This is a genomic window from Ekhidna sp., from assembly GCF_964218185.1.
Lineage (GTDB): Bacteria > Bacteroidota > Bacteroidia > Cytophagales > Cyclobacteriaceae > Ekhidna.
This window is the reverse complement of the sequence record NZ_CAXPLV010000005.1, coordinates 841781-859476: the sequence shown is the minus strand read 5'-3', so window position 1 is coordinate 859476 and position 17696 is coordinate 841781. Positions and strand designations below refer to the sequence as shown.

The 17696-nt window shown below is 41.0% G+C and carries 18 protein-coding genes; 13 read left to right on the top strand and 5 right to left on the bottom strand.

The window, feature by feature from the left end:
- The first annotated feature begins 28 nt into the window (after positions 1–28).
- The 12 genes from ACEQZT_RS09395 to hisIE all read left to right on the top strand — a co-directional run bounded on the left by ACEQZT_RS09395 (position 29) and on the right by hisIE (position 9576).
- Positions 29–418, top strand: coding sequence for a GxxExxY protein (locus ACEQZT_RS09395; protein WP_372530148.1), 390 nt, complete (start codon positions 29–31; stop codon positions 416–418).
- Positions 419–460: 42 nt separating this feature from the next.
- Positions 461–1015, top strand: a complete 555-nt coding sequence (locus ACEQZT_RS09390; RefSeq protein ID WP_370089176.1) for a hypothetical protein — start codon at positions 461–463, stop codon at positions 1013–1015.
- On the top strand, positions 1015–1467 hold the full coding sequence (locus ACEQZT_RS09385; RefSeq protein ID WP_370089175.1) for a nucleoside deaminase: 453 nt from the start codon (positions 1015–1017) through the stop codon (positions 1465–1467). Before ACEQZT_RS09390 ends, ACEQZT_RS09385 begins: the two co-directional genes overlap by 1 nt.
- Positions 1468–1528: 61 nt before the next feature.
- Complete coding sequence (locus ACEQZT_RS09380) at positions 1529–2128, top strand: superoxide dismutase (protein WP_370089174.1); 600 nt, start codon at positions 1529–1531, stop codon at positions 2126–2128.
- Positions 2129–2355: 227 nt separating this feature from the next.
- The gene (gene hisG, locus ACEQZT_RS09375; protein WP_370089173.1) at positions 2356–3213 is read left to right on the top strand and encodes an ATP phosphoribosyltransferase; all 858 of its coding nucleotides are present in this window, start codon (positions 2356–2358) and stop codon (positions 3211–3213) included.
- Between the two features lie 69 nt (positions 3214–3282).
- A complete protein-coding gene (gene hisD / locus ACEQZT_RS09370) occupies positions 3283–4566 on the top strand; it encodes a histidinol dehydrogenase (protein ID WP_370089172.1) in 1284 nt (427 codons plus the stop codon).
- 100 nt (positions 4567–4666) lie between these two features.
- On the top strand, positions 4667–6274 hold the full coding sequence (hisC, locus tag ACEQZT_RS09365) for a histidinol-phosphate transaminase (protein ID WP_370089171.1): 1608 nt from the start codon (positions 4667–4669) through the stop codon (positions 6272–6274).
- A gap of 30 nt (positions 6275–6304) precedes the next feature.
- Positions 6305–6883 carry an imidazole glycerol phosphate synthase subunit HisH gene (gene hisH, locus ACEQZT_RS09360; RefSeq protein ID WP_370089170.1) on the top strand — a complete coding sequence of 193 codons (579 nt, stop codon included), beginning with the start codon at positions 6305–6307 and terminating at the stop codon, positions 6881–6883.
- A gap of 109 nt (positions 6884–6992) precedes the next feature.
- Complete coding sequence (gene hisA, locus ACEQZT_RS09355) at positions 6993–7712, top strand: 1-(5-phosphoribosyl)-5-[(5-phosphoribosylamino)methylideneamino]imidazole-4-carboxamide isomerase (protein ID WP_370089169.1); 720 nt, start codon at positions 6993–6995, stop codon at positions 7710–7712.
- The gene (gene hisF, locus ACEQZT_RS09350) at positions 7705–8460 is read left to right on the top strand and encodes an imidazole glycerol phosphate synthase subunit HisF (RefSeq protein WP_370089168.1); all 756 of its coding nucleotides are present in this window, start codon (positions 7705–7707) and stop codon (positions 8458–8460) included. The genes hisA and hisF overlap by 8 nt, the downstream gene beginning before the upstream one ends.
- 8 nt (positions 8461–8468) lie before the next feature.
- Complete coding sequence (locus tag ACEQZT_RS09345) at positions 8469–9005, top strand: GrpB family protein (protein ID WP_370089167.1); 537 nt, start codon at positions 8469–8471, stop codon at positions 9003–9005.
- Positions 8995–9576 carry a bifunctional phosphoribosyl-AMP cyclohydrolase/phosphoribosyl-ATP diphosphatase HisIE gene (gene hisIE / locus ACEQZT_RS09340; RefSeq protein WP_370089166.1) on the top strand — a complete coding sequence of 194 codons (582 nt, stop codon included), beginning with the start codon at positions 8995–8997 and terminating at the stop codon, positions 9574–9576. Before ACEQZT_RS09345 ends, hisIE begins: the two co-directional genes overlap by 11 nt.
- Here hisIE and ACEQZT_RS09335 read toward each other — a convergent pair.
- The 4 genes from ACEQZT_RS09335 to rlmD form a co-directional block, all read right to left on the bottom strand.
- Complete coding sequence (locus tag ACEQZT_RS09335; RefSeq protein ID WP_370089165.1) at positions 9571–10098, bottom strand: thioredoxin domain-containing protein; 528 nt, start codon at positions 10096–10098, stop codon at positions 9571–9573. The genes hisIE and ACEQZT_RS09335 overlap by 6 nt on opposite strands.
- Positions 10099–10226: 128 nt before the next feature.
- Positions 10227–10706 carry a hypothetical protein gene (locus ACEQZT_RS09330; RefSeq protein WP_370089164.1) on the bottom strand — a complete coding sequence of 160 codons (480 nt, stop codon included), beginning with the start codon at positions 10704–10706 and terminating at the stop codon, positions 10227–10229.
- Between the two features lie 2 nt (positions 10707–10708).
- Positions 10709–11071, bottom strand: coding sequence for a hypothetical protein (locus tag ACEQZT_RS09325; protein ID WP_370089163.1), 363 nt, complete (start codon positions 11069–11071; stop codon positions 10709–10711).
- Positions 11072–11075: 4 nt separating this feature from the next.
- Positions 11076–12473 (bottom strand): 23S rRNA (uracil(1939)-C(5))-methyltransferase RlmD, encoded by a 1398-nt coding sequence (gene rlmD, locus ACEQZT_RS09320; RefSeq protein ID WP_370089162.1) that lies wholly within the window; start codon positions 12471–12473, stop codon positions 11076–11078.
- A gap of 72 nt (positions 12474–12545) precedes the next feature.
- Between rlmD and ACEQZT_RS09315 the strand changes: the two genes are divergently transcribed.
- The gene (locus ACEQZT_RS09315; RefSeq protein ID WP_370089161.1) at positions 12546–15110 is read left to right on the top strand and encodes a gliding motility-associated C-terminal domain-containing protein; all 2565 of its coding nucleotides are present in this window, start codon (positions 12546–12548) and stop codon (positions 15108–15110) included.
- Position 15111: 1 nt separating this feature from the next.
- On the opposite strand, the gene ACEQZT_RS09310 is transcribed toward ACEQZT_RS09315, so the two are convergent.
- Entirely contained in the window at positions 15112–17604 is a 2493-nt protein-coding gene (locus tag ACEQZT_RS09310; protein ID WP_370089160.1) for a DUF5686 and carboxypeptidase regulatory-like domain-containing protein, read from the bottom strand.
- Between the last annotated feature and the right edge of the window lie 92 nt (positions 17605–17696).

The following is a 17696-nucleotide window of genomic DNA, read 5'->3' as shown; positions in this document are numbered from 1 at the left end:
ATTAGATTCAAGGATGGAAAATCTTGAAATGAGTACATACAAACATTCTGACATTACTGAAAAGATTATAGGATGTGCAATGAAAGTGCATCGAACGCTTGGAAATGGTTTTCAAGAAGTAATATACCAACGTGCGCTTGCAATAGAATTTGAAGAAAATAATTTAGGATTTGTAAGAGAACAAGAGCAATCTATTTTCTATAATAATTTTCAGATAGGCACCAGAAGGGTTGATTTTTTTGTTGAAAACAAAATCCTTGTTGAATTAAAAGCTGTAAAAGAACTTGAAAACGTACATTTAGCACAAGCTATCAATTATCTGGAAGCATTCAATATGGAAGTGGGATTACTGCTGAATTTTGGATCAACTAGCCTTCAGTTCAAAAGACTTCAAAGAAAACCCAAACCAAAATCATAAAAATCTTCTAATCATCTCAATCAAAGTTCAGACCTTCGCCATATGAAAAAATTTATTTGCATCGGCCTATTTTTCAATGCCGCTATTATTTTCTCGCAGGACAAAATGGTCAGACATCAGATCAACGAAGAAATATCCTATGAGGTACCGTCTTCATTTGTGTTAATGTCTAGTGGAGTGCGAAAGCAAAAGTATGTTTCTGCTCGGGAGCCTCTGGCCATGCACTCATCTATGGACAGAGAGGTGGATTTAGGTGTAAACTGGAACCAGATGCAATGGATGGACGGAGAAGAAGAAACGATCTATGGGTTTTACAAAGCCAGCATTCAGTCCATGTTTGATGAAGTGGAATTTATTCAGGACGAGATCAAAGAAGTAAATGGTAAGAAATTCATCGTTTTCGAATTTATTTCTTCGCTGAAAAGTGAGAATGCTTTTTCTGAAACAAAATCATCACGGAACTATACCTACATTCAGTACACCTCATATAATAATCAGGTGTTGCTCTTCAATTTTGGATGCAAGGCCCGGCTTATGAACCAGTGGCAACCAGTAGCTGCTGAAATTATGAATAGCGTAAAAGTGAAAGAGCAATAATGAGTCTTAGCATTTACAGTGACGAACATTTCATGAAGCAGGCTTTGAATGAAGCTCAAAATGCTTTTGATGAAGGAGAAATCCCAATTGGAGCGGTAGTGGTATGCGAAAATAAAATCATAGCTAAAGATCACAATCGAGTGGAGCGACTAAATGACGCAACAGCTCACGCAGAAATGCTGGCGATCACTGCAGCGCAAAATCACCTAGGGTCAAAATACCTGAATGAATGCACACTTTTCGTTACGTTGGAACCTTGCAGCATGTGTGCTGGAGGGCTTTTCTGGACACAGATTGGCAGAGTGGTCATTGGGGCACTAGACAAAGAGCGGGGATTCTCCAAATACAACAAAGACATCATCCATCCAAAGACAGATTTGAAGCTCGGAGTGATGGCTAATGAATGCGAAGTTTTAATAAAAGACTTCTTTAAAAAGCTTCGAGGCAACTAAACATGCCTTAAGCTTGTTATCTTCACAAATCATTTTTTTGAACCTTTAAAATCACATAATTATGGCTTTTGAATTACCAAACCTACCTTATGCACACGATGCATTGGAACCACATATAGATACAAAAACAATGGAAATCCACCATGGCAAGCATCATGCTGGATATGTTTCAAAATTGAATGCAGCAATTGAAGGCACAGATATGGCCGGAAAATCTTTGGAAGATTTGGTGAAAAATCATTCTGACAATGGTGCGGTAAGAAACAATGGTGGTGGCCACTGGAATCACAGCCTCTTCTGGGAAATCATGTCTCCAAATGGTGGAGGTGAGCCATCAGGCGCACTGGCAGACGCTATCAATTCAGCATTTGGATCGTTCGATAAATTCAAGGATGAATTCAGCAATGCAGCTGCAACCAGATTTGGATCCGGATGGGCCTGGCTTTGCAAAACATCTGATGGCAAACTCGAAGTTTGTTCATCTGCAAATCAGGACAACCCATTGATGCCTGGTGTAGGATGTGGCGGAACACCTATTCTTGGACTAGACGTATGGGAGCATGCATACTACCTAAACTATCAAAACAGAAGACCAGATTATATCAGTGCATTTTTTAATGTGGTAAACTGGGATGCAGTCAGCAAAAAGTTTGAAGGATAATCCCATTTAAAAAAGTCAGCTATATTTGCGACCAGAAATGAGAACACAACAACTACATCATCATGCACATCATATCCACTTCACCGAAGAGGTAAGAAGATGATGCTGTAGTTTATTAAAAATAAAACAAAAGGCCCGTCGGATTACCGACGGGCCTTTTTTGTTGCTATGCGACAAAAAACATTGAGAAAACGAAATAGTTCTAACAACAGAATTCTAAAAGAGAAATGAATCAAGTTTTAAAAATAGCAGTTCAAAAAAGCGGGAGGCTCAATGAAAAAAGTATGGAGCTTCTCAAAGAGTGCGGCATCAAAATCAACAATGGAGGGAAGCTGATGTCAACAGCATCCAATTTCCCTCTTGAGATTTTTTACCTACGAGACGATGATATTCCACAGTATGTCGCTGAGGGTGTGGCCGATATAGGCATTGTAGGAGAAAACGAATACCTGGAAAAACAGCAGCCTGTTGAGGTGATCAACCGAACCGGCTTTTCTAAATGCAGACTGTCACTGGCTGTGAAAAGAGAAGAAGATTATACAGGTCTGAGCTGGTTTTCAGGGAAACGAATTGCCACCAGTTATCCGGTGATCTTAAGGAATTTTCTAGAAAAGAATAAGATTGAGGCCACCATCGAAGTGATCAGTGGTAGTGTGGAGATTGCACCGGGCATTGGATTGGCTGATGCTGTGTTTGACATAGTAAGTACCGGCAGCACACTCTTGGCCAATGGACTAAGGGAGGTAGAGGTGGTTCTGAAAAGTGAAGCTTTGCTGGTAGCCAACACCATGCTCTCCGCTTCAAAAAAAGAACTTTTGGCTAAGCTTCTTTTTAGGATTGAGGCGGCAAAATCGGCGAAACAGAACAAATACATTTTGCTAAATGCACCAAATGATAAACTTGACACAATAAAAAAACTGCTGCCCGGAATGAGGAGCCCAACCGTATTGCCACTTGCAGAAGAAGGCTGGAGCAGTGTACACAGCGTAATCAAAGAAGATGAATTTTGGGAAGTGATCGATCAACTCAAAGAGCAGGGAGCTGAGGGGATTTTGGTATGTCCAATTGAAAAAATGATTGTATGATGTAGTCAACAGACTTTTAGTCGACAGTCAACTGTGGACTAATCGCTGTAGACAGTGGACTTGAATAAAATGAAAACAATAAAATATCCAAAAGAAGAAGAGTGGCCCTCATTGTGCCAGCGACCTACTTTCGATTTTTCTGAATTGGAGGATCGAGTAGGTGCTATCATGATGGATGTAAAAACTAACGGGGATCAGGCACTACTCCGATACAGCAAACAGTTTGATGGGGTGGAGTTGAATCAACTTGCCATTGATATTGCTAATCAATCATTCAACATCGATCCTGACTTAGCTGACGCTATCAAGCTTGCCAAGTCCAACATTGAAAAATTTCACCTGTCTCAAAAAGAGCAGCCTGAGATCATAGAGACAATGCCTGGCGTAAACTGCTGGCGAAAAAGTGTGGCCATCCAAAAAGTGGGCTTATACATTCCAGGAGGTTCTGCCCCGCTCTTTTCCACTCTTTTGATGCTGGCCATTCCGGCCAAAATTGCAGGATGCCAAAACATTGTTGTGTGTACGCCTCCAACTAAGGGAGGAGAGCTAAATGAAGTCATCGGCTGGACGTGTCAGCTATTGGGTATAGAAAAAGTTTTTCTAACCGGCGGGGCTCAAGCCATTGGCGCGATGACTTTTGGGACAAAGAGTATTCCAAAAGTGGATAAGATTTTTGGGCCTGGCAATCAGTTTGTCACGGCTGCCAAACAGTTCGCACAAAACTATGGAGTGGCAATAGACATGCCTGCAGGGCCAAGTGAAGTGCTCGTTATCGCTGATGATTCGGCATATCCCGAATTTGTAGCTGCAGACTTGCTTTCACAAGCGGAGCACGGCCCGGATAGCCAGGTGGTTTTGGTAAGTGACTCAAAGACATTGATTACTAAAGTCGGTTTAGAAATTGATAAACAGATCCAAGACTTACCAAGAAAAGAGATAGCATTGAAAGCACTCGAAAATAGTACTTCCATCCTAGTGAAAGATTTAAACGAGGCTGCTGTCTTCAGCAATACCTACGCACCAGAGCACTTGATTATCGCTACAAAAAATGCAGAAGAAGTTGGTGAGCAGATTACAATAGCAGGAAGTGTATTCTTAGGGAACTGGAGCTGTGAAAGTGCCGGCGATTATGCCAGCGGTACCAATCACACTCTACCTACCAACGGGTATGCTAGAAATTACAGTGGAGTGTCACTCGACAGCTTTGTGAAAAAAATCACTTTTCAAAAACTGGATGAAAATGGAATTCAAAAGATTGGTCCTGCCATTGAAAAAATGGCTGAGGCGGAGCAATTGCAGGCTCACAAAAATGCGGTGAGTTTGAGGTTAAAAAAATTAAATAATGAAAACTAACATCCCCCTACCCCCCTTCAAAGTGGGATTAACCACATATTTTATTTGGTGGAAATGTCCCCTTCAGGGGATCAAAGGGGTGCTTTTATAATAAAACAATATGTTTGATATAAATACTATAACAAGGGAAAACGTCAAAAAACTCAAGCCCTACTCCAGCGCCCGGGATGAGTTCAATGGAATAGCAGAGGTATCTCTAGATGCAAACGAAAATCCATTTGGCTTTGGGCTGAACCGATACCCTGATGGCAAGCTATCCAAGCTTAAAGCTGCGGTAGCAAACTATCGCAATGTTCAAAAAGATCAGTTGATTTTTGGCAATGGGAGCGATGAACTGATTGATTTGCTGATTCGCGCTTTTTGTGAGCCCAGGAGAGACAAAATTCTCACATTTACTCCTGGGTTTAGCATGTACGAAGTTTGTGCGGCAATCAACAATGTGGAGGTAATAAATGAGAGTCTCTCACCAGATTTTCAGATTGATTTTGAAGACCTTAAACCCAAACTCTCTGATCCGGAGTTGAAGCTGATCTTCATTTGCTCTCCCAATAACCCAACAGGGAATCAGATTGAAAAATCAACTATCGAAGAGATTCTTAAGTCCTTTGATGGACTGGTCATTGTTGATGAAGCTTACATAGACTTTGGTGGAGAAAGTCTGGTTGGTCAAAACATTTCAAACCTGTTCATTCTTCAGACATTTAGTAAAGCCTTTGGATTAGCAGGCGCTCGCCTGGGAATCGGGATTGGACAACCTGAGGTGATTGAAATACTGAATAAAATTAAGCCCCCTTACAATATCAATTCCCTGACGCAGCAAAAAGCAATTGATGCTTTAAGCAGACCTGAGCTCATCGAAAAACAGGTTTCTATTCTAAAAGAAGAGCGAGATAAGCTGGAAGCTGCACTTCTTAAACTACCCCTGGTGAAGAAAATTTATCCGTCCGTATCTAACTTCTTGCTGGTAGAATTTGATGATGCCAAGAAAACCTACTCTTATCTGGCCGATAAAGGGATTATCGTGAGAGATCGGTCAAGTCAGGTTGCAAATACGCTGCGAATTACCATTGGAACACCTGAGGAAAACCTTCGATTGATGGCTGCACTTCGAGAGGAAACCTATGCTCCTTCCGGTAGAATTGGGCGTTGCATTCGTAGCACTTCAGAAACAAAAATCAAGATTGAAGTCAACCTGGACGATCACCAGCAAACAGCTATTTCGACAGGTATCGCCTTCTTTGACCACATGTTGGATCAGATAGCCAGACACGGTGGGATTGGTTTGCAGGCACAAGTAGAAGGAGATATCCAAATCGACCCTCACCACACTATAGAGGATACTGCACTTGCACTTGGCTCTGCATTTAATGATGCGCTGAAAGATCGCAAGGGAATAGAGCGCTATGGTTTCCTCCTACCAATGGATGACTGTCTCGCACAGGTCGCGATAGATTTTGGAGGAAGACCGTGGATTGAGTGGGATGCCTCGTTCACCTCAACGCACGTTGGGGAGATGCCAACAGAAATGGTTTATCACTTTTTTAAATCTTTCTCAGATACCGCAAGATGCAATCTGAACATCAAAGCAGAGGGAGAGAATGATCATCACAAGGTGGAATCCATCTTCAAGGCCTTTGCCAGAGCCATAAAGATGGCACTAAGAAAGGATGAGAGTGGGGTTTTGCCTAGTACTAAAGGAGTTCTTTAGAATTGATAATGGACAATTAATAATTGACAATTGATAGTAATCGTAAAATATAATGCTGGTAACATACGCTCTGTGAAAAATTCATTGGATCGCATTGGAGTGGAGTCGGTGATTACCGATGATCCGGAGACTTTGATGAGTGCTGAGAAAGTGATATTTCCCGGAGTAGGAGAAGCAGGAACGGCCATGAGCTATTTGAAAGAGCGTGAGTTGGATCAGGTCATTATTTCATTGAAACAACCGTTTTTGGGTATTTGTCTGGGCATGCAGCTGATGTGTTTGCATTCGGAGGAGAAAGACACAGAATGCCTGGGTATCTTCAAAGAAAAGGTGAAGAAATTTCCTCCGAAGGGTATTATACCTCATATGGGATGGAATGATTTCATTCAGGTTAAAGGCCCACTATTTGAAGGGATCGAAAAAACAGATAACATGTACTTTGTTCATAGCTATTACGTCGAATTGGGCGAGGATACGGTTGGGGAAACTGACTATTTAGTTTCGTTTACCTCAGCCTTACAAAAAGATAATTTTTACGGCGTTCAGTTTCACCCGGAGAAGTCAGCGGATGTGGGGAGGAAACTAATTGAGAATTTTTTAGCACTATGAACTTAATTATAACCGTCATTCCTGCGCATGCAGGAATCTCCTTTAAAATTGAGATTCCTGAATTTCGCTACGCTACATCAGGAATGACGCTACCAAATAACATTGAACAATGCGAATAATACCAGCCATAGACATCATCGAAGGGAAGTGTGTACGTCTTTCCAAAGGCGATTATGATACCAAGAAAATTTACAATGAGGATCCTCTTGAGGTAGCTCAGCAATTTGAAGATTCAGGGCTCCAATATCTACACTTAGTAGACCTTGACGGAGCAAAAGCCAAGCACATTGTAAACTGGAAAGTGCTGGAAAAACTAGCAACGAAAACCAGTCTAAAAATTGATTTTGGAGGTGGAATAAAGTCGGATGAGGATTTAAGGATTGCATTTGAATGCGGTGCTAAACAAATCACCGGAGGAAGCATAGCGGTAAAAGAACCGGTAAAATTTACCTCCTGGATTACTGCTTATGGATCTGAAAAAATCATCCTGGGTGCGGATGCTTTGGATGGAAAGATTGCTGTCTCCGGATGGCAGGAAGAATCTGATTTAAAGATAGATACCTTTATTCAGGACTATGTTTCCAAGGGAATCAAATATGTCATTTCCACAGATATTTCGAAAGATGGAATGCTGGAAGGTCCTTCGTTTGATTTGTATCAATCCATTTTGGATAAGCTGCCAGATTTAAATCTGATTGCCAGTGGTGGTGTTTCTTCGATTGATGATTTAATCAAGTTGAAAGAACAGGGATTAGAAGGAGCGATTGTGGGGAAGGCGATTTATGAAAATAGAGTTACTTTAAAAGAACTATCAGAAATCAATGCTTAAAAAGAGGATCATACCGTGCCTCGATATCAAAGATGGTGAAACCGTCAAAGGTGTCAACTTCGTGGATATCCGAAGTGCAGGAGACCCAATTGAATTGGCCAAAAGATACGTTCAGGAAGGGGCTGACGAGCTCGTATTTCTTGATATCACTGCTACGGTGGAAGGGCGAAAAACATTCGCTGAACTGGTAGAGCAAATCGCTCATGAGATTAACATTCCTTTTACTGTAGGTGGTGGCATTTCATCCGTGGAAGATGCTACAGTTCTAGTCAAAGCAGGAGCTGACAAGGTGAGTATCAACTCTGCTGCTGTTCGAAGACCGGAATTAGTTAAAGAAATTGCAGATGAGTTTGGAAGTCAGTTTGTGGTTGTGGCCATCGATGCAGGACTGGTAGAAAATGAGTGGAAGGTATTTGTAAAAGGAGGCAGAGAAGCTACAGAGTTGGATGTTCATGCTTGGGCGAAGCAGGTAGAAGAACTTGGAGCCGGAGAAATATTGCTTACCTCTATGGCGAATGATGGAACCAAGTCAGGATTTGCTCTAGAACTGACTGGCAAGCTAGCAGAAGAGCTCAAGATACCAATCATAGCATCAGGAGGTGCGGGTAGCATGGAGCATTTTGCAGAAGTCTTTGAGCAAACAAAAGCTACTGGTGCACTTGCTGCCAGCGTCTTTCACTTTGGTGAGATTCCAATTCCAAAACTCAAGCAGTTTCTGGAAACAAAGAATATTGCAGTTAGAATTTAGTAGGTATCATGCTTATCGTTGATTATCAAGAAAAATGGGTTAGAAACTTTGAAGAAATCAAGAAGATTTTAAGTAATCAATTAGTATCAATTAAAATCCAAATTGAGCATATTGGAAGCACGGCTGTTCCTTTATTACCCGCCAAACCGATCATTGATATTGATACCATCTATTTTGACCTCTCTGATTTCGAAAAGATTAAGATCAAACTCGAAGAATTGAGATACTATCACAATGGAAATCAAGGAATCGAAGGCAGAGAGGTATTTAAAAGAAAGAATGAAGTGAATAATAAAGTTCTTGATTCTATCAGGCATCATCTTTATGTCTGCCATCATGAGTCAAGAGAATTAAAACATCATCTGCTTTTTAGAGATTACTTAAGAAGCAATCAAAAAGCACGAAAACAATACGAAAAACTTAAATACGAGTTAGCAGAAAAAGCTTCTCAGGACAAAAACATTTATGCACTCTTGAAGGAACAAAAAGCAAATGACTTCATTAGTGACTGCATAAGAAAGCAAAAACTTAAACATGGAAAATAACCAACTAATCCCTGCCATCATTCAGCATGCGCAAACAAATCAAGTCTTAATGCTTGGTTACATGAATGATGAATCACTTACAAAAACTAAAACAGAACTGAAAGTGACGTTCTTCAGCAGATCAAAGCAGCGTCTCTGGACCAAGGGGGAGACTTCCGGTAATTTTTTGAATGTTGTCAGCATTCAGGAAGACTGTGACAATGATACCTATTTGATAAAAGTGATTCCTGAAGGAGACACCTGTCATAAAGGAACATACACCTGTTTTGGCGAGAAAGAACCTACCGGATTCTTACACGAGCTACAGGGAATTATTCAATCAAGAAAAGATAATCCGTCAGAAAAGTCATATACCACAGAGCTTTTCAATAAAGGCACCAAAAAAATTGCTCAAAAAGTAGGAGAAGAGGCTACCGAAGTAATTTTGGAAGCAATGGATAACAAGAAGGATTTGCTGATTGAAGAATCCTCAGACCTGCTTTATCACTTTCTAGTATTATTGGCTGATCAAGGATTAAAACTGGAAGATGTGGAGTCTAAATTGATGGAGAGGCATTTGAAGAAGTCATAAATTCATTACGCTATCTAATTTTGGCAAAAACTTATTGGATGCTCTACCCATATAAATTTGAGGATTCAACGGAGAAATCGCATCCAGATTTTTATCAAATAGTAGAATATTTGGATAGCCAAACCATGTGTTTCCGCACTCCAAAACTAATTCGTGCCTGAAGCTCTGTTCCGATGAGGGACGGTAAATCATATTTTTTAAAGTCAATTCTGCGCTATCTCCATTGACCTTAAATAGATGGTAATCTTTTCTTAGTTCTGCATAATTATTTTCCTCTTTTAGATACCACTCTTCAGCTTGCTTGCATCCTTTGCACCAAGTTGTCCAGAAGAAAATAAGAACTGGCTTTTCAATCACATATTGATCAAAGTTGATAGTATCAGCTTCATACCATCCCGGTTTTAGTAGCTTTTTTGAAATACTTGGTACTGACAAGCCAGATTTTACTTCTTCGGTTGTTGTTTGTTGCTTTTCCGGAACCGAACAAGAAACTATGAATGCGATTAGGATAATTTTCTTCATAACCGTTTTAACGAACTGTAAAATATAAATATTATGAAGGCTTGACATTTAATTGAATGACTTGCTGATCAAGGGTTAAAATTGGAAGATGGAGAGGCTAAATAGATGGAGCGGCATTTGAAGAAAGCCTAAGCAATCTTAGCACCATCAAAATAGCTGATACGCATGTGGCAGCCATCTTCTATACCCACGAAGTGAAACTGTGTCCTTGGCCAGGTGGCCTGCGGAAAGTGCTTCATCAAGATTGGGCTCTGAACTTTTAATAAAATCCCAATGACATCAGGGTCCTTACCTTCTTGGAAGTGGTTGTTCAAGTGTTCTTTCGCTTCGCTTATTAGCTGAAGCACAACTCCCTGCTGACGATACTTTTCTCCAACAAAAGCACGGAAAACCCAAAAGGTTTTCCCAATAGGTTCATACAATCGCTTGATCATGGTACTTACACCAATGATCTCACCTTGCTCTCCTCTTGCAATAAGAACAATTTCTTCAACACGTTTTTCTGCTTGTTCCTGATTCAGTGCTCTTTCTGCAACCCAGAAATCAACGATCTCTTGCTTTTGCTTTGCATCAAGTTTCTGATAAACGAATTCGATTTTTGGGGTCATGCTCAGTCGATTGGATATGGAATGAAAATGAAGTTAGTAAACTCCTCATCAATCACAAACAAGCAACAGAATTCATCCGGATCTTTAAAATTCTCTTTGAAAATCTTCTCATCAGCAATCAACCCTCGTTGTGTAAACTCTTCCATAAACGAGGCATAGTAATGCCAGTCATTTTCAGCCTGAAACGCCTCCACCAATACCTGGCCTATTGGCTGGCTTATCTGGCACATCGGGAATATCGGATAATCAGAAAAATCCTGCTTTCGAATAGCATAAGAGGCTTCCCGAATTGGCTCTGCTACTTTTACAAAATCAGATGAGATTCTTCCTAACTGCTTGGGGTTTAGTTCTGGATCATTGTGCATGATTCTAATCTTTCAATCTAAGTAGTATTACATTTTCAACATGCTGGGTCTGCGGAAACATATCCACCGGCTGGATTTTTACCACATCATAGGATTGTCCCAAAATTTCCAGATCTCTTGCTTGCGTAGCTGGGTTACAGCTTACATAAACAATCCTGTTGGATTTCAAATCAGCCAGAAGCTGAGTCACTCTGGGATGCATCCCTGCTCGTGGAGGATCAGTGATGATTACATCCGGCTTGCCATGTTGATTGATAAATTCATTGCCGAGCAAATCTTTCATGTCACCCGCATAAAAATCTGTGTTGTCAATACCGTTGATTTCACTGTTTATTTTGGCGTCTGCAATGGCATCTTCCACATATTCTATCCCAACAACTTTTTTGGCCGATCTGGCAACAAAATTGGCTATAGTTCCAGTTCCCGTGTACAGATCGTATACGAGCTCATCTCCTTTTAAATCAGCAAAATCAGCAGCTATCTTATACAGCTCGTGCGCCTGCTCTGAGTTGGTCTGATAGAATGATTTAGGCCCAATCTTAAATTTCAAATCGCCCATCTGCTCCATGATATGATCATTTCCAGCAAATAACTCAACTTCTAAATCTGAAAAAGAATCATTGCCTTTTTCATTCACTACATACATCAATGAGGTAATCTGAGGAAATTCCCTTTTTAGAAAATTCATCATTAGGTCAAGTAATTCCTGATCTCGATAATAAACCTGAAGGATAACCATCAGATCACCTGTTGTAGCGGTTCTAATGACAAGGTTTCGAAGAAAGCCCTCTTGCTTTTTGACATCAAAATAGGGAATGCCATGCTTATCCGCATAGTCTTTAACTGCCAACCTAATTTCATTAGACGGATCTGATTGAAGATGGCATTTATTTACATTGATGATTTTATTGAACTGCTTAGGAATATGAAAACCCAATCCTGTCCTGACATGCTCTTCTTCCGAATTGATCTCTTCCTTTGTCAGCCATCTGAAATTTGAAAAGGTGAATTCAAGTTTATTCCGATAAAAGGAAGTTTTTTCTGATCCCAGAATTGGTTTTACCTCTGGCAATTTCAACCCGCTCAGTTTTCTCAAATTCTCTTCTACATGTCCTTGCTTGTATTTTAGCTGAGCATCATACTGCATATGTTGCCATTTGCATCCGCCACATAATCCAAAGTGCTCACAAAATGGTTCAGAACGCTCACTGGACTTTTGATGAAACTCTTCCACATACCCTTCAAGAAATTTCTTCTTCTTCCCCACCACTTTCACTTTCACTACATCACCGGGGGCTGTTTCCTTCACAAAAACGACCTGCCCATTAATTCGACCTACTCCCTTACCTTCCGAGGAAATTCCGGTGATTTCCAATGAATCTATAATCGCACCTTTCTTCATTGCCGCAAAATTACCATCCACACCTCTGGTTTACAGGGTTTTTCGTAATTTCATTGTTGTACTTTTTAGTAGATGAAGAAGTTACTAATCACCAGTTGTCTTATCCTCTTATCGGGGCTTTCCAATGCGTTTCACATTGTTGGAGGTGAGATTGAATTCATCTACCTCAGCGATGGACGGTATCGGATCAACCTGGTACAATATTTTGATGAAGCTCAAAATCAAAATCCGGGTCCTGATCCTTCGGTGACCGTGTACATTATCCGCAATGGTGATAATCAATTGATGTCCACACATGAATTACAGCTTACCCTACAGGAAAATGTTGAATATTCTAATATCGAGTGTGCAATAGACGAGCTGCAAACTTCTAGAGTATTTTACTCAGCGGATGTTGAGCTTAGTCCAGCACTCTATACGAACCCTGATGGGTATTATATCCAGTGGGAGCGATGTTGTAGAAATGAATCCATAGACAACATCGTAAATCCATCAGGCACTGGAATGAACTACATTCTGGAAATTCCCCCCTTGATGAAAAATGGTAAGATTTTCAAAAATTCATCACCTATTCTTTTCAAACCGCTGAGTGATTATGCATGTATCAATCAGCTATACTATGTGGAATTCACAGGTGTTGATCCTGATGGAGATTCGCTAGTTTATTCATTATCTACACCACTAAACAGCTCCTCTGCAGTAGCATTACCTATTCCACAGCCCAAGCCGCATTTCGGTGTGAATTTTAGAAGTGGATTCTCAAAAGACAACATGGTTGGCGGATCACCACCTTTAAGAATTAGCAATCGAGGGTTACTGACTGTAAATCCGGATCAAACTGGCCTTTTTGTATTTGCGGTGAAGGTGGAGGAATATAGAGATGGAGAAAAGATTGGTGAGGTAAGACGAGATTTTCAGATGTTGGTCGTAGATGGGTGTGAGCCACCCGATCCGCCATCCGTTGATATAGATATCCCAGGCGATCCCGGATTTGACCCTGAGGTAGACATACTCACCTACACAGCCAGCGACACAGAAAAGTGTTTTGACTTTTTAGTTTCAAACGTGACTGTTGGCGAAACCATTTCATTCCGTGCTGAAGGGGTGAATTTTGATGAAAAACTGAATGAGATTTTCTCCTTGAGCTCAGAGTTTGTGGATGGAAGCACAAGTGAGCTCAGAATTGAAGTATGCATCCCCGACTGTCCACCTATTAGAGATGCTCCTTTTATTTTGGATCTAATCGCTGCGGATAATGCGTGCCCGCTTCCTCAACTTGACACGCTCCGCCTTACCATTGAAGTGGAGCCACCACCAAACAATAAACCAGTTGCTACAACAGGTTCAAATACAATTACCATTGCTGAAAATAGCCCAACATATTTCCATACTGTAAGTGGTACAGATGCCGATGGAGAGGAAATGGAAATGTCACTCTACATCGAAGGAATAGAGGACCCAACTCTGCATGGTTTTAATCTTGCAAATGTCAGCAGCGGTGCAGGCAACATTTCCGGCGATCTGACATGGGATACGGATTGCACGGTCTATGACTTTACCGAAAAGCAAAACTTCAATGTAGGAATCATCATAAATGATGCGGATCAGTGTGATGTGCCCGGAGATACCGTCTTCATTGATGCCACTGTGATTCTCCCACCCAACAATGATCCTCAAGTGTCCTTTGGATCAACATTTCCTTCGCAAATGGATCTTGACAATACACTCGACATAGAAGTTAGAGCGACGGATGCAGACGGAGATGACGTGAACCTCACTTTCGTGGGAGGAAATTTCGACCCTGACTTTTACAGCGCGACGTTTACACCAGTTAGTGGTTCTGGTTCTGTTAGTTCCAATTTCTACTGGAATCTCGCTTGCGATGCTAGCCTATTTGATGATGGCCAACAGTTTGAATTGTTATTTGTGGCTGATGATGATGACTATTGTAAGGTCAAAAATTTTGACACGCTCAGACATACCATCCAAATCAATTATCCACCAAACGAAGAGCCACAGTTTGACCCTGTGGAGCGAAATCAATCGATCAGAGTGAATGAAAGTTTAGAAATTGAGATCGGAGCTTTTGATCTGGATAGTGAAGATGAGATTACGGTTGGGTTTGCTCCAGGCATACGGTTACCGGCATCAAACACTTTGGAAATGCAGACAGTGACAGGTCAGGGTCGAGTGACCACTTTCCTGAGATGGCAACCAGATTGTTCATTGCTTCGCTTTGGAGAAACTTCCAGTTTGCAGGACATTGTGGTTCAGGTTTCGGATAATGCCTGCCCCATCCCAAACATTGATACGCTAAAACTCACCATCGAAATTTTTGACGATGCGGAGCGCCAAAATGAGTTTCTACCTCCAAATGTTTTTACGCCCAATGGAGATGACTTGAATGATTTTTTCAGTCTCTCTGGCAATTTGGATGTGAACCAAAATCTTCCACCTGATAACTGCGACAACACCTTTGAGTATATCGTGATCACCAATAGAGCAGGAGCGCCCGTATTTCGATCAGAGTCGCGAGATTTTATCTGGACAGGCGGTCAGTTTCCAAGTGGAATCTATTACTACGTAGTGAAATACACCAACTCAGAGTTTAAGGGGTACATTCATTTGATAAGGTGAATTAGAACCCTACCCCAATCCTAAATCCACTTCCGAAGAAATTGCTGTTCTGAAATGCCCAGTAGTAATCCACACGCATAAACTTAAAGATGTGCTCGACCCCTGCACCAAGCTCCACATAGTTGCCTACAGTCTCGGTGGTCAGGTAATTAGCTGACGCCACCGCCTGCAGGTTTAACTTTTTAACCCATGGAATTTTATTGAAGATAAACTCATTGAAGTGGTGCTCATAATGCGCCTCAAAAAATGGCTTGGTAGTAGAAAACTGGTAAAAAGGCAGCAACTCAAACTTCATCGTTTTCCCTACCTGACTAAGTGAGGTCTGGTTTCCTGCAAAGTGTCTGAAATCCACAAAAGTAAGTGCATCATCGTTCAAAAATGCACCTCCAGCAACTGCATAAGTGCTCGTCCCCACCAGGCCAAGCCTCATGTCATCTGTCACTCTCACTTCCAAAAAATCAAAATTCACATCACTTCCCAGCGTTTCTATTCCCTTCTTGTAGGTAAGGAATACCTCCGGATATTTAGAACGATACACAAACTTTCTATCAGGTCGTGTAGCATAGGTCTGCTTGAATCTGAAACGAAAAGTAGCTTCTAGTATCAAAGCCTGATTTCTAGCAAAACCTGTCTCTGCAAGCTCAAGGTTTGTAGGCTGATTGGAAGTGAAATTGATTTTGTCCTCAGATGCCCAGGTAAAATCCGAGGTATTCGTCAATGTATCTCTTGAAGCGTACTCTAGTTTCGTATTAAATAGAATTCCATTTTTGATCTCTTGTTGAAAACGGAAATAACCGAATGACTTTTCGAAAATCTTCATGAAGTTTTCTCCATTGACAAGCGTCACGTAGCTATTGATAAAAGGTGAGATAGATTCTGATTCATCGAACTGCGAAATGTACCTTCCTCCCCCGGCATAAAAGCGAGTGAACTTATTATCAAGTTTTCTATAGCTCCCTTCCAGCTTTGCGTTGAATCGTTCATTTGAAAACCCGTACCGAACAGAGGGTCTGATCCAATACTTAGTTTGCCCGTCTACTTGCTTCCAGATTGTGGGCTGAATTTCGGGCACGAAACCCTCAACAGTATTGTACTGGAAAATACTAATAACAGCCGGCAAAGACCAATACTTTTCCTCCACGCTATTGGAGTGAGTATATCCACTCAAAAATATATTCCCAAGTGTCAGTTTATTGGTTTCGTTATCAACTGAGTCTTTGTAGGGCACACTTTCTTTCACCAACCGAATGCTATCTTTTACCTGATAGTCTTTCAATTCAATTTCAGTAAGTGGTACCGGCCGAATATTTTTCCAGTATGTAGTATCCCGCTCATTTGAGCCTTCCTCTACCACCAAAACTTCAGCTGTAAAATCTTCCTTTTTAAAAAGGTCTTTGTCCTCCTTCTCACCGAATTTCTGCTCATACAATCCAGCATCCCGATAGGCTTGATAATTAGGCTCCACTTCATAGTTTGAATAAACCCCGATGTAGTAACCACTCCCCTTGAAACCAAAAGCTCCAAACACAAATGAAAACTTTTGTGAAAGCGGCATCCAAATGTCATGCTCGGCAGGAGCAAAAACCTGATTGACCTTAAGAGAATCAATAAACTCTAATCCGCGAGCTTTGGTCACAAAAAGATCGATGGTGTGGAAACGCCACTCGTCCTCAACAATATAAATCACACCTTCAAACACAGGATCAGTTGATCGTTTGGGAATCACTTTTATTTTATTGATAAGCTTTCCGTTTTCTTCAAAAAAACCGAGTAGCTCGAAATCATAAAAGAGAAAAGCTTGCGGTGAAATGGGCGAGACAAACTCACGCTCCATGTCGAGATCAATAAATTTATCATACGCATTGATATTGAAATCTGAAGCTTTGTTGAAACTGAAGCCTTGCTCATTACCACTCACTTTTGAGCTGATCATTCGCTCAGAAACTTTATCGGGCAGTTCAAAAGAAAATTTTGATACAGACTCAGACAGGTAAAGAATACCTGTATCCACTGTGATTTTTTGTCCCAGTATTTTATCAGGCTTTTCATTGAGTCTAAACAATCCTTTCAAGTATGCATCGGTTTTAAAGGCGCTCACTTCATTCTGATAAAACTTTCGCTTTTTTATAGCCTCTCTTATCACCCGATAGGCAGGATCCTCATCACCAGCTGTCACCACCACTTCCTGAAGCTGCAGGGCCTGCTCCTGAAGCAGGAAATCAAATCGAATGGACTGACCCTCTGCCAGCTTTACCTCTTTTTCATAAACCTTGTATCCCACATGCTGGGCAACAATCGTATGAGTGCCTGCTGAAGTTTTTAGAAAAAATTCCCCCTCGCTGTTGGACGTGGTGCCATTGGTAGTCCCCTTTACATAGACCGTTGAAAATGGCAATATCTCACCAGTATTGCTCTTGGTGACACCCTTAATGCCTGTTTGGCTATAAATAAAAAAAGAAGGAAGAATGGTGAGGAAGAAAACGAATGTTCGCATTAGTCGGTGATTGGTTTTTAGGTTAATGCACCTCGTATAATGAAGGTTGCATCAAGTACATTTTTATTGAAAGTTTTTCAATATGCTTACCT

Coding starts and splice junctions, on each gene's coding strand:
- ACEQZT_RS09315 (WP_370089161.1), top strand. CDS start 12,546: ATGAAGAAGTTACTAATCACCAGTTGTCTTATCCTCTTATCGGGGCTT.
- hisD (WP_370089172.1), top strand. CDS start 3,283: ATGAAAACAATAAAATATCCAAAAGAAGAAGAGTGGCCCTCATTGTGC.
- ACEQZT_RS09330 (WP_370089164.1), bottom strand. CDS start 10,706: ATGACCCCAAAAATCGAATTCGTTTATCAGAAACTTGATGCAAAGCAA.
- ACEQZT_RS09385 (WP_370089175.1), top strand. CDS start 1,015: ATGAGTCTTAGCATTTACAGTGACGAACATTTCATGAAGCAGGCTTTG.
- hisF (WP_370089168.1), top strand. CDS start 7,705: ATGCTTAAAAAGAGGATCATACCGTGCCTCGATATCAAAGATGGTGAA.
- rlmD (WP_370089162.1), bottom strand. CDS start 12,473: ATGAAGAAAGGTGCGATTATAGATTCATTGGAAATCACCGGAATTTCC.
- ACEQZT_RS09345 (WP_370089167.1), top strand. CDS start 8,469: ATGCTTATCGTTGATTATCAAGAAAAATGGGTTAGAAACTTTGAAGAA.
- ACEQZT_RS09335 (WP_370089165.1), bottom strand. CDS start 10,098: ATGAAGAAAATTATCCTAATCGCATTCATAGTTTCTTGTTCGGTTCCG.
- ACEQZT_RS09390 (WP_370089176.1), top strand. CDS start 461: ATGAAAAAATTTATTTGCATCGGCCTATTTTTCAATGCCGCTATTATT.
- ACEQZT_RS09310 (WP_370089160.1), bottom strand. CDS start 17,604: ATGCGAACATTCGTTTTCTTCCTCACCATTCTTCCTTCTTTTTTTATT.
- hisG (WP_370089173.1), top strand. CDS start 2,356: ATGAATCAAGTTTTAAAAATAGCAGTTCAAAAAAGCGGGAGGCTCAAT.
- ACEQZT_RS09380 (WP_370089174.1), top strand. CDS start 1,529: ATGGCTTTTGAATTACCAAACCTACCTTATGCACACGATGCATTGGAA.
- hisC (WP_370089171.1), top strand. CDS start 4,667: ATGTTTGATATAAATACTATAACAAGGGAAAACGTCAAAAAACTCAAG.
- hisIE (WP_370089166.1), top strand. CDS start 8,995: ATGGAAAATAACCAACTAATCCCTGCCATCATTCAGCATGCGCAAACA.
- ACEQZT_RS09325 (WP_370089163.1), bottom strand. CDS start 11,071: ATGCACAATGATCCAGAACTAAACCCCAAGCAGTTAGGAAGAATCTCA.
- ACEQZT_RS09395 (WP_372530148.1), top strand. CDS start 29: ATGAGTACATACAAACATTCTGACATTACTGAAAAGATTATAGGATGT.
- hisA (WP_370089169.1), top strand. CDS start 6,993: ATGCGAATAATACCAGCCATAGACATCATCGAAGGGAAGTGTGTACGT.